Raw genomic sequence first — 17,071 nt, forward strand, 5'->3', positions numbered from 1 at the left:
GACAATCCTCCCGGCAGCCATATTCCGTATGGCTTCTTCCTGATTACTTCTTGTCCACCGTCACCAGATCCTTGTCCTTGCTGTCCGCGACGAAAATAGCGAGCAGCTTGGCGGGTTCGGTGTCGCTCGCGTTCTCGCTCACGGTGTGATGGGCGCCCGGCATTTCGGTCCAGTGTTCACCGGCGTGATAAACGTGCGTCTCGCCGCCGTTGACCTGGCTGCGGATCGCGCCGGACAGCACATAGCCGACCACGAACGCCTGACCATGCCGATGCGCGGGCGTCTTGCCGCCGGGCACATAGTCCACGATCAACGCGGTCATTGTCTTGCCCGGCACGTTGGCGATCGGTTCGACGAAGGCCGGCGCGATGGTTTCGCGCGGCGCAGCGGAAGCAGCAGTGGCAGCGGTGGGGGCCGAGGCTTCCGCGGCGTAGACGATTTGCGAAGCGGTGGCGACCGAGAGAACGGCGAACGTCGTCGCCGTGATGAGTGATCGGAGATTCATGACGGATTTCCTGCCTGGATGATTTCAATAACCGATTTAACGGCGACACGCTTCCCGACGATTCGGATGACCAATCGCCCAATACGTCAGTAAGGGAAGTTATTCGACTGCGATTACGCAGTCAGCGATGCTTCGTCAGCTTCGACTGGCGACAGCTCATTCGCCCATTGCGCGGCGACGGCGTCCAGCTCACGATGCGCGCGTTCGAGCGCTTCGATGCGAGCTTGCTGATCCGAGAACTGCAGCGGCTGCGCATCGACGAAGGTGGGGTTCGCTACGCCGATAAATCCGAACGCGGCTTTCAATGCCGGTGTGAGCGCGTCCATCGACGAGAACGGGGCGGCGCGCAGATCCGCACCGCGACTCGTGATGAAGATGGTTTTCTGCCGCTGGAGTTGCCCTTCGATCCGACCGTCCGCGGTATTCACGTACGTGAGCCCGGTGCGCGTGACGTTGTCGATATAGGCCTTGAACGCGGACGGCATCGACCAGTTGTACATCGGCATGGCGAAAATCAGTGCGTCGGCATCGAGCAGGCGCTGGCACAACGCGTCCGAAGCAGCCAACGTTGCCTTCATGGCCGGTGTGCGCTCGTGCTCCGGCGTGTAGGTGGCAATCGCGAACGCTTCGGTGACGTGCGCGGGCGTATCGACCGTGACGTCCAGATAATCGATGTCGAACTCCACGCCTTCACTGCGCAAGCGTTCGATGAAATAGCGGCTCAACGCGCGCGAGTTGGAACGTTCGCGCTTGGCGCTCGCGTCGACGTGCAGGACTTTCATGACTTCTCTCCTTGATGGGAATTTCGATGAGGATTGCTGCTCTCGCTGCGGCGTGTGGACGAGCGGTGCCCGAGCCACTTGACGACCTGATGCCCGTAGGTGGCGGGCGCTTTTTCGACCGTGCGCGTTGCCAGATCGGCTAACGAATGCGCGGCGAGGGATTCGGTCATGCGCTTTTCGGCGTCCAGCATCACGGCATGGATCGAACACACGCCGCGCGTGGCCCATGCCGGCGGCTTATCGCCGAACACCGCGCAATTCGCGCGGATTTCACGGCAATCGAACAGCGCCTTGTTGCCGTCGATTGCATTCACGACGTCGAGCACGCTGATCTCGGCCGCCGGCCGCGCCAGCCGGAAACCACCCCGTACGCCCTCGGTCGCGGCAACAATGCCGCCCCGCGAGAGCTTGGTGAACAGCTTGGCGACGTACTCCACCGGCACGCCCTGAAGCTCCGCGAGATCTTTCGCGCTGGCGTCGCTCACGCCAGCGGCGGGATCGCTGAGATAGAGCAGGCAATGCAACCCATACTCGACACCTGTGCTGATGTGTGACATTTCCTTAACTCCGACTCACGATATCGTAGTTAGAAATGTAATCGACTTTGGCCTCGGGTGCAACCCCAGGTTCCTGGAACACAGTGTTGCTTGGCCGTGGTGGCGCCCGGTTCGGTACGCCTCACGCGGCAGGGCACAGAGTAGGCGGTGCGTCGGCTGCGGCAAATAGCCGGTTCCGGCGATTTTCAGGTGACCAGCGCAGAGCGCGCGGGTTTGGACGTGGGGGTTAACGCAGTTCGGGAGCGAGGGGGCTCGCTCCCGAATCGGTCTTGTGCGAAGCGGCTTGTTATTCGATTATTCGATTATTCGAGCGCCGTGGCCGGACCGAAGAACTCGTAACGGCTTTGCGACTCGGGCACGCCGACCGCCTTGAGATGCTTCTTCATGGCCTTCATGAAGGCGATCGGGCCGAGAAAATAGACATCGACGTCGCGCGTTGTGGGCAGCCAGCGATCGAGCCGCGCCTCGTCGAGATAGCCGATCCCGTGCGCGTCGGCGTCCTGCGCGCGGCGCTGCTCATAGCAGTAGAAGCGCTTCAGTTGCGGATGACGCGCGGCGAGTTGATCGATCGTGTCGCGGAACGCATGCACGCCACCGTGTCGCGCGGCATGGATGAAATGCACCGGACGTCCCCTGCCGAGCGCGGCCTGCAGCATCGCCAGCGTCGGAGTGATGCCGACGCCGCCGCTAATCAGCACGAGTGGTTTGTCGCCGGGTTGAAGCTTGAAATCGCCGGCCGGCGCGAACAGGTTCAGCGTATCGTTTTCGGCGATCTGCTCGTGCAGGTAATTCGACGCCTTGCCATTCGGCTCGCGCTTCACGCTGATGCGGTACTCGCGGCCATCGGCCATGGCCGACAGCGAATAGTTGCGGCGCACTTCGACGCCGTCTATCACGAGCCGCACGCCGATGTACTGGCCCGGCTCGAACGCGAGCAATTCACCGCCGTCGTCGGGGCGCAGATGGAACGACGTGATCTCGTCGCTCTCGCGCACCTTGCGGGCCACGCGGAACCGCCGCGTACCGCGCCAGCCGCCGGGCGCCGCCTCTCTGTCGGCGTACATCGTTTCTTCGATGCCGATCAGCAGATCGGCGAGTTGCTGATACGCGGCGGCCCAGGCTTCGATCACCGCGTCGGTGGCGATCTCCGCGCCGAGCACTTCGCGGATGGAGCGCAGCAGGCATTGGCCGACAATCGGATAGTGCTCGGGCAGGATATTCAGCGCGACGTGCTTGTTGGTGATTTGTCCGACGAGGCCGCCGAGTTGATCGAGCTTGTCGATATGGCGCGCGTACATCAGCACGCCGTTGGCGAGCGCGCGTTGCTGCGCGCCGCTGGCCTGATTCGCCTGGTTGAACAGCGGGCGCACCTCGGGATGCTCGTTGATCAGCAGGTCGTAGAAGTGCGTGGTCAGCGCTTCGCCGCCGCTTTCGAGAAGCGGCACGGTGGCTTTGACGATGGCGCGATGGTCGGGGGAAAGCATGGAAGAGTCCTCGTGGTGAGTGGGTGACGGGCCGGACCTCGGCCGATGCCTTCTCTATCCATGTTTCGTGCCAGGTGTAAAATTCAAACAAATCAATGAGCTAATTTTAAATATGGTCGATTCGACTCTGGTCAAAGAGACTCCGTCTGCAGTCGGATTGACTGCGCGGGTGGTGCTGGATGCGCTGACGCCACTGATCCAGGATCTGTCGCGCGAGCTGTCCGACAGCGAGCGCTTTCGCCGCTTGTTGAGCAGTCTGCGCACGCTGTTTCCCGGCGACGCCGCGGCGCTGTTGCGCCTTGAAGGCGACACGCTGGTGCCGCTCGCGATCGACGGCCTGAGCAGCGATACGCTCGGGCGGCGCTTTCGTGTCAGCGAGCATCCCCGCTTCGCGCAATTGCTATCGCGGCCGGAGCCGACCCGGTTCGCCGCCGACTCCGATTTGCCCGACCCCTACGACGGCCTGGTGCAGGGCGTGGCGGGGCATCTCGAGGTCCACGATTGCCTGGGCTGTCCGCTATTGATCGGCGGCCGCCCGTGGGGGCTTCTCACTCTCGACGCGTTGAACCCGGCGCGCTTCGACGCGATCGACATGGCGTCGTTGCAGGCCTTCCTGAGCCTCGCGGCGGCGACCGTCAGCGTGGTGGAGCGAATCGACACACTGGCGCGCACGGGCGAAGAAGAACGGCGGCGTGCCGAAGCGTATCGGCAGGCGAGCGGGCAGAGCCGTCGCGAGATGGTCGGCAGCAGCGAGTCGCACAAGCATCTGATCGAAGAAATCGAAGTGGTGGCCGGCAGCGATCTGACCGTGCTGATTACCGGCGAGACCGGGGTCGGCAAGGAACTCGTGGCGAACGCGATTCATGCGCTGTCGTCGCGGGCCGGCAAGCCGATGATCAGTCTCAACTGCGCGGCGTTGCCGGATACGCTGGTGGAAAGCGAATTGTTCGGGCATGTGCGGGGCGCGTTTTCCGGCGCGTCGTCGGACCGGCGCGGCAAATTCGAACTCGCCGATGGCGGCACGCTGTTTCTGGACGAGGTCGGCGAGTTGCCGCTCGCCGTGCAAGCCAAGTTGCTGCGCGTGCTGCAAAACGGCCAGTTGCAGCGAATCGGCTCGGATCACGAACACAACGTCGACGTCCGCCTGATCGCCGCGACGAATCGCGATCTCGCCGAAGAGGTGAGGGCGGGCCGCTTTCGTGCCGACTTTTATCACCGCCTCAGTGTTTATCCGCTGCGTGTGCCGCCGTTGCGTGAACGCGGCCGGGACGTGTTGTTGCTGGCGGGCTTTTTCCTCGAAGAAAACCGCTCGCGGCTCGGCTTGCTGAGTCTGCGTCTCGCCGCCGACGCGCAAGCCGCGCTGCTGCGTTATCCCTGGCCGGGCAACGTGCGCGAACTCGAACATCTGATTGGACGTAGCGCGCTCAAGGCGCTGGCGAGCAATCGCGAACGTCGGCGGATTCTCACGTTGAACGCGGCCGATTTCGCTTTTTCCGGCGCGCTTGGCGGCGAACCGCAGGAAGCCGTGCCCGCGTCCGCGCCGGCCGTCGTGGAGAAGGATTTTCGCAGCGCGGTGACGGCGTTCGAACGGAGCATCGTGGTCGAGACGTTGGAACGGCATGAGCAGAATTGGGCCGCGGCGGCGCGTGAGCTTGGCCTCGATCGCGCGAACCTCAACCGGCTCGCGAAGCGGCTCGGTTTGAAGTAGCGCGGCACGCCGCGAAGCGGGCGGGGCGCGCATCCCAGGTTAGACTTCGTGGATGGAAAACATCGATCTAACCAGCGTGGTTCGTCGGCTGTCGCCGGGAACGCAATTCATTGCCGGCAAGCCGGCTGATGAAGACGTGTGGACGTTCAACGGAGAAGCAGATGAGCAGTGAAAAATCGAAGCGTGCGCGTCGCGCCGCGGAGGACCTTTTCGGCGGACTGCCGGCCAGCGGTTCCACGGCCGCGAGCCGCCCGTCGAACCCTTTCGGCGACCCGTTCTCCAAGTCAACCAGTTTCGTGCCCGCAGACGACTTGCTGATCACCTTGCCGGCTGAAATGGAACTGCCGCCCGGCTATGCCGATTCGGCGGCCATGCGAGACGCGCTCACGCGCGCCTGGCGGATGGACTGGATCAAGGTGGGGAAAGACGAGTGTGTGGTCAGATTGCCGGTCGACTGGATCGCGGATAAATCGGTGGACGGCGTGCTGCGTATCAAGGGCGCCGGCATCGTGCGTGCCGAGGGCCGGCTGGTGAAAGGCGCCACGCTGCTGATCCTGCCGCGTTACTACCTGAAGGCGGAGTTCCACGACCTGAACGAACACTGCCGGATCGTCGTGCGGGACCGCGCGCGTAACAACGCCATCCTCAAGGAATCGTTCTGGGACACGCGCAGCGGCCCGAATCATCCGCAGTGGAAGGTGCTGTCCGACTGGCTCGACACGCAATACCCCGCCCACCGCGACCCGCTCCGCTATTGGGACGATTGCGAAGACAACGTTCGCTCCGCCTGAGCCGCGCATTGCCATGTCGCATCTGAAATACCTGACCGGTTATCCGGCGCCGCTGCAGGAGAAGGTCAAGAAGCTGATCGCCGACGAGCAGCTTGGCGCGTATCTCGCCGAGCGTTATCCGAACACGCACGACGTGCAAACCGACCGGGCCTTATATGCGTACTGCGCCGATCTGAAGCGAGAACATTTGCGCAGCGCGGAGCAGATCGACAAGGTCACGTACGACAGCAAGCTCGACGTCGTCCGTCACGCGCTCGGGCTGCACACCAGCATTTCCCGCGTGCAGGGCGGCAAGCTCAAAGCGAAGAAGGAAATCCGCGTTGCGTCGCTGTTCAAGGCGGCGGCGCCGGAGTTTCTGAAAATGATCGTCGTCCACGAGCTCGCGCATCTGAAGGAAAGCGATCACAACAAGGCTTTCTACCGCTTGTGCGAGTTCATGCAGCCGGGTTACCACCAGATCGAATTCGATTTGCGTCTGTATCTGACGCATCGCGACCTGGCGAAGAGCCAGGTCGCGCGCCCGGTACTTTAGGTTTTAGCCCGCAAGCTCCAAGCCTTAAGCTTCAGGCCGCCACGGCCTCGTGCGTTTCGAGCAACTCGCCCGTTTCACTCACAGTGACTTTCGACGCTTTCAACAGCACCGGAATCGACTTCGACGTCGGCGTGCCCGCGCCGTCGGCGACGGAAGAGAGCGGCACCAGCGGATTCGTCTCCGGATAGTAAGCGCCGAGGCAACCGCGCGGAATGTCGTACTCCACCAGCAGGAAACCGTCGGCGTGACGCTCGATGCCGTCGGCCCACACGCTCGTGATATCCACGCGCTGACCGACCGAGAAACCGAGCATCGCGATATCGTCCTTATGGGCGAACAGCACGCGCCGTTGTCCATAGACGCCGCGATAACGGTCGTCGAGGCCGTAAATCGTCGTGTTGTACTGGTCGTGCGAACGCGTCGTCATCAAGGTCATCAGACGCTCGCCGTATTGCTTGCGCGCCTGGTGAATCGGCGTGTCGACCGCAATCGCATGCACCAGAAACTGCGCCTTGCCGCTCGGCGTTTTCCAGATCCGCTCGCGTGACGCGACACCGAGGTGAAAGCCGCCGGGGGTCTTGAGCCGCTCGTTGTAATCGTGAAAGCCTTCGATCACTTGCGCGATGCCGTCGCGGATCAGCGAGTAATCCGCCGTCTGCGCGAGCCAGTCCACTTTGTCGCTGCCGAGCGTGGCCTTCGCCATACGCGCGACGATCGCGATCTCCGACAGCAGATTCTCCGACGCCGGTTTGTTCATACCGTACGAGATGTGCACCATGCTCATCGAGTCTTCGACGCTCACGCCTTGCGCCACGCCATTCTGCAGATCGATCTCGGTGCGCCCGAGGGTCGGCAGAATCAGCGCGTCGCGGCCGTGAATAAGATGGCTGCGGTTCAGCTTGGTGGTGATGTGTACGGTCAGTGCGCAGGAACGCATCGCGTCCCACGTACGCGGCGTGTCGGGCGTCGCGATCGAGAAGTTGCCGCCGAGGCCGATGAACACCTTCACCTTACCGTCGAGCATCGCCTGAATCGTGTTGACCACGTCGAGTCCGTGCTCGCGCGGCGGCTCGAAATCGTAGACCTCGCCGAGCCGGTCGAGAAACGCCTGGGTCGGCCGTTCTTCAATGCCGACCGTGCGGTCGCCCTGCACGTTCGAGTGGCCGCGCACCGGGCACAGACCCGCGCCGCGCCGGCCGATATTGCCGCGCATCATCATCAGGTTCGACAGCAACTGAATCGTCGGCACCGAATTCTTGTGTTGCGTGAGGCCCATGCCCCACGTCGAAATCACCGCGCGGCCCTTCACGTAGATGTCGGCGAGTTTCAGCACCTCGTCGAACGGCACACCGGCTTCGGCGACGATCGTGTCCCAGTTTTCGGCGCGCAGGTCGTCGGCGAACGCGTCGAAGCCCACGGTGTGTTGCGCGAGGAATTCGAGGTCCAGCACGCGTTCGAGACTGGAGGCCTGCGCTTCGTCGTCGAGTTCGATCACGCGTTTGGCCACGCCCTTGATCAGCGCGAAGTCACCGCCGACCTTCGGGCGAATGAACACGGAGCTGATCTTCGTGCTCCCCATGGTCAGCATTTCCACCGGATGCTGCGGGCTCGCGAAGCGTTCCAACCCGCGCTCCTTCAGCGGATTGATCGACACGATGGTCGCGCCGCGCTTCGCGCATTCGCGCAGTTCGCCGAGCATGCGCGGATGGTTGGTGGCCGGATTCTGGCCGAAGATCAGCAGCGTGTCGGCGTGTTCGAAATCGTCGAGCGTGACCGTGCCCTTGCCGATGCCGACCGTGCCTGGCAAACCGCGGCTGGTCGCTTCGTGGCACATGTTCGAACAGTCGGGGAAGTTGTTCGTGCCGTACATGCGCACGAACAACTGGTAGAGGAAGGCGGCTTCGTTGCTGGCGCGGCCGGAGGTGTAGAAGGCGGCGTCGTCGGGATGGTCGAGCGCGTTCAGATGGCGCGCGATCAGGTCGAATGCTTCGTCCCAGCCGATCGGCACGTAACGGTCGCGCAGCGCGTCGTAGACGAGCGGATCGGTCAGGCGGCCGTGCTGTTCGAGTTCGAAATCGGACTGCGCCATCAGCGCTTCGACCGTGTGTTCTTCGAAGAACGCGGGCGTGACGCGTTTGCTGGTCGCCTCGGCGGCGACCGCCTTCACGCCGTTCTCGCAGAACTCGAAGGTGGACGCGTGCTCGCGGTCCGGCCATGCGCAGCCCGGGCAGTCGAAGCCGTTCGGCTGATTCTGCTTGAGCAGCGTGCGGTAGTTGCCGCCCGCGACCTTTTCCTTGAGCAGGTTGATGGCGACGTATTTCAGCGCGCCCCAGCCGGCGGCGGGGTGCGTGTAGGGTTCGATGCGAGCTTCGGGTTTCTTCATGATCTTGCCGCCGGATGGGCCTCGACATGGCTTTTAAGCCGATACCGTGAGCCTACTGTGTTCCAAATAGCGCGCAGCATACAGAAAATTGGAAAGGGGAGGGATACAGTTGCGGGGCTTTTGGCATAGACTGGCGTCCCAGCCCATGCCGGCGTGAGCGTTCTTTGAATGTTCTCTGCGTGTTCTTTTGAACGCCCCGGCGTTTTCTGTGAGCCCAATCCTTGAAACTGTACGAAAAGCTTGCCGCGGAAATGACGGAGGCCGTACGCCGTGGCGTGTTCGCGCCGGGCGAGCGGATTCCGTCGGTGCGGCAAGCGAGCCAGCAGCACGGCGTCAGCATCAAGACGGTGCTGCATGCGTATGCGTTGCTGGAAAGCCTGGGGATCGTCGAGACCCGTCCGCAGTCGGGCTATTTCGTACGCGACGCCGCGGCCACGGCCGCCGCGCTCGACCGGGCGGCTGTTTCGGCAGTGTCCGCTGTCTCAGCGGTCTTCGAGCAGCAGCGCCTGACCCGCCAGCCCGCGCCGCAGGCGTCGCCGGTAGCCGCCGCGGTCGACGTGAGCCGGCTGGTGCTGTCCACGCTGCGCAGCATTCGCGCGCACGACGCCGTGCCGTTCGGCTCGCCGTATCCCGATCCTTCGCTGTTCCCCTGGCGGCGCATCAACCAGTACGCGAACGCGATCGCGCGACGTCAGGCGAGCTGGAATCTGATCGACGATTTACCGCCGGGCAACCCCGAACTGATCCGCCAGATCGCGCGGCGTTACGCCGAAAACGGCGTGCCGGTCGATCCGGGCGAGATCGTCATCACGCTCGGCGCAACCGAGGCGATCAACCTGAGTCTGCAAGCGGTCGCCAAACCGGGCGACACGGTGGCCGTCGAATCGCCGACCTACTACGCAATGCTGCACGCGATCGAACGTCTGGGCATGCGCGCGATCGAGGTGGCGACGCATCCGGTGCACGGCATCGACATCGACGCGCTGGCGCGAGTGATTGCCGAACAGAAGATCGCCGCCTGCATGGTGATGCCGAACTTCCAGAATCCGCTCGGTTTCCAGATGCCCGACGCGCGCAAACAGCAACTCGTCGAACTGCTCGGCGCGCACGACATTCCCGTGATCGAGAACGACGTCTATCAGGAACTGTATTTCGGCGACACGCGGCCTTCGACGCTGAAGAGCTTCGACACGCGCGGCCTGGTGCTGCATTGCGCGTCGTTTTCGAAGAGTCTGACCGCGTCGTACCGGATCGGTTGGGCGCTGCCGGGACGGTATCGCGCGCAGGTCGAGAAGCTGAAGTTTCTCAACACGCTGACCACGCCGTCGGTGCCGCAGGTCGCCGTGGCGGATTATCTGCGCAACGATGGTTACGATCGGCATTTGCGGCACGTGCGCAAGGTTTACCGGCAGCAGGCGCACATCATGACGGCGCTGGTGCAGCGGTTTTTTCCGACCGGCACGCGGATGTCGACGCCGCAGGGCGGCTATGTGCTGTGGGTGGAATTGCCCGAGCGGGTGGACTCGATGCGGCTCTACCAGGCGGCGCTCGCGCGTAGCATCACGGTGGGGCCGGGGATGATGTTTTCGACGCGTAACGATTTCCGGCATTTCATCCGGCTGAACTACAGCTATCCGTGGACGGCGCAGACGGAAGCGGCGTTGAAGACTTTGGGCGAACTGGTCACGCAGATGGCGTGAGTCCACGGAGCGGCATCTGATGAGATTGACGGATTAGGCGGAGAGACTGGGAGACAAACCATGCAAGACGACGAAATCGATCCCGTGCTGGTGGCCGTGCTGGCGCAGTTGTGGCGGGCGCATCGCGAAACGCCGGGCGGCGCGTGGTCGCTCGCCAAACTGTCGAAGCAGGCCGGCGTGCCGATGAGCGGCCTGCGCCGGCAACTGACAGCGTTAGCCGATGGCGGGTTGGTTGAGACCACCTTCAATGAGGAAGGCACCGGCACGGCGCGCCTGAGCGAGGTCGGCGAGGGGTTGTGCGCGGAGTTGTTCAGCGAGAGAGCGGGCAATGACGATGATGACGATGGCGATGACGATGCGCCCGATCAGGATCAGATGGACCCGCCGCCGAAGATCCACTAAGTCATCTCCACGAGCGCGATGCCAGGCCCCGCGCCTATCAATTCGGGCTTATCCAAAACGCATTTGCCCCATGCCAATACGCGAAAAATTGATGCGCGCCACAGCCGCAAAAAAACGGCAAAAAGCCGCAAAAAAATTTTCGCGCTGAAATTGACCTCCGAATATGGCCCCCTATGCTGGAGCCTTGCCTGGTGATGTCGAGCCACGCCAGGCGCTGCGGCGGGCACCTTTATCCATCTTCGGAGAATCCATGAAAACAAAGCTGGCGCGAGCCCTCCATCATTCATTGCGCATTAGAGGCGTCCGTGCCGTGCTGGCCGCGACGCTTGCGTTAGGTGCGGCTAGCGCCGTACATGTCGCGGTCGCGGCCACCGCGCAGCCGCTCGGCATCGCGTTCGTCTACCTCGGCAATCCGGGCGACGCCGGCTGGACCTACGCGCACGAACAGGGCGTTAAAGCGGTCGAGGCGAAGTTCGGCGACAAGGTCAAGGTAACGCGTGTCGAGAACGTGCCGGAATCGGCGGATTCGGAGCGCGTGTTTCGCGATCTGGCGTCCAAGGGCAACAAGATCGTGGTCGGATCGAGCTTCGGCTTCCAGGACTTCGAACTGAAGGTCGCGAAAGATTTCCCGGACACCGTGTTCGAACACGCGACCGGCTACAAGAAGGCGGCCAACTTCGGCACCTATGACGTGCGCACCTATCAGAGCGCGTACCTCGCGGGTCTCGTCGCGGGTTATACGACGAAGTCGAACACGCTCGGCTTCGTGGGCTCGGTGCCGGTGCCCGAAGTCGTGCGCAACATCAACGCATTCACGTTGGGCGCGCGCTCGGTCAATCCGAAGGTGCGGGTGAAGGTGGTGTGGATCAATAGCTGGTTCGATCCGGGCCTCGAAAAACAGGCCGCCGAAACGCTGATCGGTCAGGGCGCCGATGTGCTGATTCAGAACACCGATTCGACCGCGACCATGCAGACCGCCGAGCAGAAGAAAGTGCATGCGTTCGGTTGGGATTCCGACATGAAGAAGTTCGGGCCGAATGCGCAACTCGGCGCGTGCGTGAGCAACTGGGGCGTGTATTACACGCATCTGGTGGATCAGGTGATGGCGGGCACGTGGAATAACACGCCGGTCTGGTGGGGGCTCAAAGAGAAAGCGATCGACCTCGCCGACATCAACACCGACGCCGTGTCGCCGGTCGCGCAAAAGGCGTTGAGCCAGAAGCGCGACGACATCATCGCGGGCCGCTTCAATCCGTTCGCGGGACCGATCATGGATCAATCCGGCGCGGTGAAGGTGGCGGCTGGAAAGTCGCTGAGCGATCCCGAGTTGCTGCGCCTGAACTGGTTCGTGCAAGGCGTGGACGGGTCGCTGCCTAAGTGAAGGCAGACCCTGGTGTGAGCGGCCGCGTCACGGCGCGGCGGCCGCTGCCACCTCCGTTGTCGCGGTGGGTTCGAGCATCGCGACGCCGCAGAACCAGTCGCCGCCATGCGGCTTGTATTTCCATCGACTGCCGTTCTCGCTGAGCACGGTGGAACACTGATCGTTCACCACGATCCCGGGATTCGCGGCGGTGCATTGGAGCATCGCCGTGGTGGTTTTTTGCGCGGGTGGCAGCGGCGCTTGCGTGCCCGCCTGCAAACTCGCGTTCAAACGCTGCAGTTCCTCGATACGCGTCGCGTACCACGTCGAGAGGCACGCCGCATCGCGGCAGTTCGCTTCCCGCCACGCCCATTTACTGTCGCTGTCGTTGAGAAAGGCCCGCCGGTTGACGACTCGCCGTCGTGCTTTCCAGTACAGTTGGCCTAGCGTGTCGTCGAGCGTCGAGAGCGCGGGGTCGTTGCAAATCATGCGCTCCGTCAGCGAGCGTCCCTTGTTGCAGTCGAAGCTGGTCGCATGCGCGGACAGGCTGGCGAGCATCAGCGCGGCGATCAGGCAAGGGCGAAGGTTCTTCATGGCGGTCCCGGCAGTGCATGGCTTTTTCATGCCGTCGATGATCGGTCGAGTCGCCGCAACCCGGACGTCGGAACAACGCGTGAGTTCGGGTGGGTGATTACAAAATCTTGCCGGTCGAGACGAATGCGAAGGCTTAAACGACTTGGCGCCGCGCGTTGACGGAACGCTTTCAGGCATGCGCCGTGCAACTCACGGAGCAGCGGACGGGGATGGGTGGATGCCACGGTCTTCATCACCCGCGCAGATCGGCCGGCAGTCGGAACGCGGCCGTTGAGAAGCAGGAAAAACAGCAGGCAACGGGAGACAGAATGAAACAACACCTCGTTCGACATTTTCGATGTCTTTATGCAGCGGCCGGTTTGTTCGCTGTGTCCGCGGGGGCCCACGCGCAGTCGCAGGCTTATACGAGCAGCACGGTTAACGTGCGTGCTGGTCCCGCGTCGGATTACCCGGTCGTGACGCAGTTGCCCGGCGGCGTGCCGCTGACCGTGATGGGGTGTCTCAGCAACTATCAATGGTGCGATGTCGCCGCGCCGAATCTGCGCGGCTGGGTGTATGCGGGACGTCTCACGTATCCGTACCAGGGCGGCAACGTGCCGGTGATGAACTACGGCACGGTGATCGGCCTGCCGATCGTGACGTTTTCGATTGGCGCTTACTGGGGGAATTACTATCGCGGCCGGCCGTGGTATGGGCAGCAGTCGCGCTGGGCGCATCATCCGCCGCCGCCTCCGCCGCGACCTGGTGCGGGACGGCCGCCGGGTGGTGGTCGACCGGGTGGTCCGCCGCCTGGGAATGTAGGTGGTGGTCGGCCGGGCGGTCCGCCGCCAGGGAATGCGGGTGGTGGTCGACCGGGCGGTCCGCCTCCAGGGAATGCGGGTGGTGGTCGTCCGGGTGGTCCGCCGCCGGGGAATGCGGGTGGTGGTCGACCGGGTGGTCCGCCGCCGGGGAATGCAGGTGGTGGTCGACCGGGTGGGCCTCAGCCCGGGAATGGGGGTGCCGGTCGTCCAGGCGGTCCTCAGGGCAATGCGGGTGGCCGTCCTCAAGGCGGTCCTCCGCAAGGTGGCGGAGGCCGGCCACAGGGCGGCGGCAACGGCGGCGGTGGTGGTGGTGGCGGTGGCGGTGGCGGTGGCCGTCCACCCGATCAGCACTGAATGCGGGAGCGGCGCTCGCGAGTGGAACACAACGACTCGACGCGCTCGCTCAACCAGAAGACCTGCGACGGCCCCTTTCTTAGCGGGCCGTCGACTCGCCCCCGTCGATCTCCGTAAGCCGCGGTGCGTTCAATATGCCCCATTCACAAATGCAGAACTCACCGCCCGCAGCGTCTCCTGCGAACGCGGATCGCTCAACCGCGTGTCCTGCACCCGCTCAGACACCGGCAGCCGCCAGCCAACACCTCGCTCGACACAACACGGCACACACCCGCCCATAACCGGCCCGTCAGCCGCCAAGTCCCGTCAAAATTTATGCGTCGCGATTAAATCGCGACAGACTCGCGTAAACCCCGGTGCGCCGCGTACACTAAGCTGCCGATGTTGGATTGGGGGGAGCGCACATATGACTTGTGAAGCGACATCTGGTAGCGCGGCGGAAACCAGGCCTGAGAGCACATCCGGGAGCACACCTGAGAGCACTCACTATCGGCCGGAACTGGCCGAGGAGGTGCTGGCGTCGGAGCGCAGCGTGTTGCGGCTGATCTCGCGCAATACGCCGCTGCCCGAACTGCTCGACGAAGTCTGCCGTCACGCGGAAGCGTTGCTCGGTGGCGGCGCGTTGTGCTCGATCCTGCTACTGGACCCCGACGGCGTGCATGTCAGGGTAGGTGGCGCCCCTTCGCTGCCGGCGCACTACAGCGCCGCGCTCGACGGCATCGTGATCGGCCCGCAGGTGGGCTCCTGCGGCACCGCGATGTACGAGCGTCGCCTCGTCGCGGTGGACGATATCGAAACCGATCCGCTGTGGGCGGATTACCGGCACCTGGCGTTGCCGCTCGGCCTGCGCGCCTGCTGGTCGGTGCCGTTCGACAACGACGCCGGCGTCGTGCTCGGCGCGTTCGCGGTGTATCACCGCACGCAGCGCCGGCCGACCGCCGAAGAAGAAACCATGCTGCGCGACATCAGCCGCAGCGTCGGTCTGGCCGTTCAACAGGACGCCATCTCGCAACGTCTCGAACAAAGCGAAGAACATCACCGGCTGGTGGTCGATCATCTGATCGAGGGGATCGTCGTGCAGTCGCGCGAGGGTATTGTGCTGGCCTGCAATCCGAGCGCGCAGCGCATGTTGCGCACGACCTCGCAACTCGTCGGGCGCAGCATCCAGAGCGTCATGAAGCGCGCCTATCACGAAGACGGCGCGCTCGTGACCGAGGCCGAGCGTCCGACCGTGCGGGTGCTGGCAAGCGGCAAGCCGATGCTGGGCGTCACGATCGGTCTGGAGCTGGTCGACGGCAACGTGGTCTGGCTCACCGAAAACGTCGTGCCGATCTTCAAGCCGGGCGACACCGTGGCGGCCTCGGTGCTGATTTCATTTACCGACATCGGGCCGGTGCGCGAGGCGCAACGGCAACTCAAGTTTCTCGCCACCCGCGATTCGCTGACCGGTCTCTATAACCGCGCCTATCTGACCGAGCGGATGCGCGACCTGTTCAAGCCGGGCTCGGCGCCCGGCATGCCGGAACTGGCGAGTGTCGCGGTGCTGTTCGTCGATCTGGACAGCTTCAAGAAGGTCAACGACACCGCCGGTCACGAAGCCGGCGACGCCTTGCTGTGCAGCGTCGCGGAGCGCCTGTCGGCCTGCATTGGCCGCGACGACACGCTCGCGCGCGTGGGCGGCGACGAGTTCGTGATCGTGGTCAGCGCGTACGACAACTCCGCGCATCTGATCGGCCTCGCGCGTCGCATTCTCGACATGATCGCGCTGCCGTTCGCGGTGGCGGATACCGAGTACTACCTGGGGGCGTCGATCGGCATCAGCCTGTTTCCCGAAGACGGCCAGGACGTCGCCACGCTGATGCGCAACGCCGATTCCGCGATGTACCACGCGAAGCAGCGCGGCCGGAACAACTTCCAGTTTTTTACCGCCGAGCTCAATCAGCATCTGCAACGCCGCTTCGTGATCGAGCAGGCGTTGCGGCGCGCGCTCGCCGGCAACGAGCTGAGCCTCGTGTATCAGCCGATCGTCGACAGTCAGGACGGCCGCACGATTGGTGCGGAAGCCTTGCTGCGCTGGTACAACGGCGAGCTGGGCAACGTGTCGCCGGTCGAATTCATTCCGGTCGCGGAAGATTCGGGCCTGATCGCCGAGATCGGCGAGTGGGTGCTGGCGCGCGCTTGCGAACAGGCCGCACTGTGGCGGCAGACGCTGGCGCCCGAGTTGATCGTCGCGGTGAACCTGTCGCCGCGGCAGTTCAACGACGGCCTGCTGGAGCGCATCGAACGCTGTCTGACGCGCTCCGGGCTCGATCCGGCGGCGCTGGAGCTGGAAATCACCGAACGGCTGCTGATGCACGACAGCGACTCCGTGCTGCCGATCCTGAGCGCGCTGAACGGCATGGGCGTGCGGATTTCCGTCGACGATTTCGGCACCGGCTATTCGTCGCTGTCGTATCTGAAGCGGTTCCCGCTGCATAACCTGAAAATCGACCGGTCGTTCGTTGCCGGCTTGCCGGATCATCGCGATTCGATCGCGATCACGCAGGCGGTGGTGGCCATGGCCCATTCGCTCGGCATGAACGTGACCGCCGAAGGCGTCGAGACCGTCGAACAGGCGGCGTTTCTGCGGTCGATCCATTGCGACAAGCAGCAGGGCTATCTGTACAGCCGACCCGTGGGCGCAAGCGCCTACGCCCGCGGGTTGGGCGAAGCGCAGCTGGGCATGATCGACGGCGCGGTCCGGGGTGCGATTCATACGCGCTGTAGCGGCACTTAAGCCGCGCTGAAGCCGATTGTTCTGTTTGGCAAACAACTGACTTCGCTTTCCTGGTATTTATCCGGAGGCGCGGTCTCCCTACAATTCACCCATCGAAACGTAAATGGTGCATGGCGTCGAAGCGACGCCGGGCGATGGGAGTGGTTATGCCGGCTTTAATCAGAGATCAGCTTTACCGGCCGTCGGTGGTTCTGCCGATGGTCGCGCTCATGCAGGTGATGGTGTCGCAGGACTTCAATCTCGGCCAGGTCGGCTGGGTCGTGGCGGCGCGCGGTGCGCAGGCGGCGTTGCAACGCTCGCGCCGGTTGATTTGCGCCGCGGCACATTGCGAGGCTTGAGCGCG

General features: G+C 63.7%; 15 protein-coding genes. 9 read left to right on the forward strand and 6 right to left on the reverse strand.

What is annotated here, in order from left to right; genetic code table 11:
- Nucleotides 1–43: 43 nt before the first annotated feature.
- The 4 genes from HWY05_RS23015 to hmpA all read right to left on the reverse strand — a co-directional run bounded on the left by HWY05_RS23015 (nt 44) and on the right by hmpA (nt 3,328).
- A complete protein-coding gene (locus tag HWY05_RS23015; protein ID WP_176059757.1) occupies nt 44–505 on the reverse strand; it encodes a cupin domain-containing protein in 462 nt (153 codons plus the stop codon).
- 113 nt (nt 506–618) lie between these two features.
- The gene (locus tag HWY05_RS23020) at nt 619–1,287 is read right to left on the reverse strand and encodes an NAD(P)H-dependent oxidoreductase (protein WP_176059758.1); all 669 of its coding nucleotides are present in this window, start codon (nt 1,285–1,287) and stop codon (nt 619–621) included.
- On the reverse strand, nt 1,284–1,844 hold the full coding sequence (locus HWY05_RS23025) for an Rrf2 family transcriptional regulator (protein ID WP_176059759.1): 561 nt from the start codon (nt 1,842–1,844) through the stop codon (nt 1,284–1,286). The genes HWY05_RS23020 and HWY05_RS23025 overlap by 4 nt, the downstream gene beginning before the upstream one ends.
- 302 nt (nt 1,845–2,146) lie before the next feature.
- Complete coding sequence (hmpA, locus tag HWY05_RS23030; protein WP_176059760.1) at nt 2,147–3,328, reverse strand: NO-inducible flavohemoprotein; 1,182 nt, start codon at nt 3,326–3,328, stop codon at nt 2,147–2,149.
- Between the two features lie 112 nt (nt 3,329–3,440).
- Here hmpA and norR point away from each other — a divergent pair, with 112 nt between their 5' ends.
- The 3 genes from norR (at nt 3,441) to HWY05_RS23045 (ending at nt 6,359) form a co-directional block, all read left to right on the forward strand.
- A complete protein-coding gene (gene norR, locus HWY05_RS23035) occupies nt 3,441–5,036 on the forward strand; it encodes a nitric oxide reductase transcriptional regulator NorR (protein WP_176059761.1) in 1,596 nt (531 codons plus the stop codon).
- Between the two features lie 161 nt (nt 5,037–5,197).
- Entirely contained in the window at nt 5,198–5,827 is a 630-nt protein-coding gene (locus HWY05_RS23040; protein WP_035546580.1) for a hypothetical protein, read from the forward strand.
- Between the two features lie 13 nt (nt 5,828–5,840).
- Complete coding sequence (locus HWY05_RS23045; RefSeq protein WP_176059762.1) at nt 5,841–6,359, forward strand: M48 family metallopeptidase; 519 nt, start codon at nt 5,841–5,843, stop codon at nt 6,357–6,359.
- Nucleotides 6,360–6,390: 31 nt separating this feature from the next.
- On the opposite strand, the gene HWY05_RS23050 is transcribed toward HWY05_RS23045, so the two are convergent.
- Entirely contained in the window at nt 6,391–8,742 is a 2,352-nt protein-coding gene (locus HWY05_RS23050; RefSeq protein WP_176059763.1) for an FdhF/YdeP family oxidoreductase, read from the reverse strand.
- Nucleotides 8,743–8,963: 221 nt separating this feature from the next.
- On the opposite strand from HWY05_RS23050, the gene HWY05_RS23055 reads away from it, so the two are divergent.
- From HWY05_RS23055 to HWY05_RS23065, 3 genes are all read left to right on the forward strand, one after another.
- Entirely contained in the window at nt 8,964–10,442 is a 1,479-nt protein-coding gene (locus HWY05_RS23055) for a PLP-dependent aminotransferase family protein (RefSeq protein WP_176059764.1), read from the forward strand.
- A gap of 60 nt (nt 10,443–10,502) precedes the next feature.
- Nucleotides 10,503–10,844: a helix-turn-helix transcriptional regulator gene (locus HWY05_RS23060; RefSeq protein ID WP_176059765.1), complete on the forward strand. Its 342-nt coding sequence runs from the start codon at nt 10,503–10,505 to the stop codon at nt 10,842–10,844.
- A 250-nt stretch (nt 10,845–11,094) separates the two neighbouring features.
- Nucleotides 11,095–12,225: a BMP family ABC transporter substrate-binding protein gene (locus tag HWY05_RS23065; protein ID WP_176059766.1), complete on the forward strand. Its 1,131-nt coding sequence runs from the start codon at nt 11,095–11,097 to the stop codon at nt 12,223–12,225.
- Between the two features lie 27 nt (nt 12,226–12,252).
- Here the strand turns inward: HWY05_RS23065 and HWY05_RS23070 are convergent, their stop codons facing one another.
- On the reverse strand, nt 12,253–12,798 hold the full coding sequence (locus tag HWY05_RS23070) for a hypothetical protein (protein ID WP_176059767.1): 546 nt from the start codon (nt 12,796–12,798) through the stop codon (nt 12,253–12,255).
- A 308-nt stretch (nt 12,799–13,106) separates the two neighbouring features.
- Here HWY05_RS23070 and HWY05_RS23075 point away from each other — a divergent pair, with 308 nt between their 5' ends.
- The 3 genes from HWY05_RS23075 to HWY05_RS23085 all read left to right on the forward strand — a co-directional run bounded on the left by HWY05_RS23075 (nt 13,107) and on the right by HWY05_RS23085 (nt 17,066).
- The gene (locus tag HWY05_RS23075; protein ID WP_176059768.1) at nt 13,107–13,952 is read left to right on the forward strand and encodes an SH3 domain-containing protein; all 846 of its coding nucleotides are present in this window, start codon (nt 13,107–13,109) and stop codon (nt 13,950–13,952) included.
- A 406-nt stretch (nt 13,953–14,358) separates the two neighbouring features.
- Entirely contained in the window at nt 14,359–16,728 is a 2,370-nt protein-coding gene (locus HWY05_RS23080) for an EAL domain-containing protein (protein ID WP_176059769.1), read from the forward strand.
- Nucleotides 16,729–16,874: 146 nt separating this feature from the next.
- Complete coding sequence (locus tag HWY05_RS23085; RefSeq protein WP_035546560.1) at nt 16,875–17,066, forward strand: hypothetical protein; 192 nt, start codon at nt 16,875–16,877, stop codon at nt 17,064–17,066.
- The last annotated feature ends 5 nt before the right edge of the window (nt 17,067–17,071 follow it).

It is taken from the genome of Paraburkholderia sp. BCC1876 (assembly GCF_902833695.1).
Classification (GTDB): Bacteria; Pseudomonadota; Gammaproteobacteria; order Burkholderiales; family Burkholderiaceae; genus Paraburkholderia.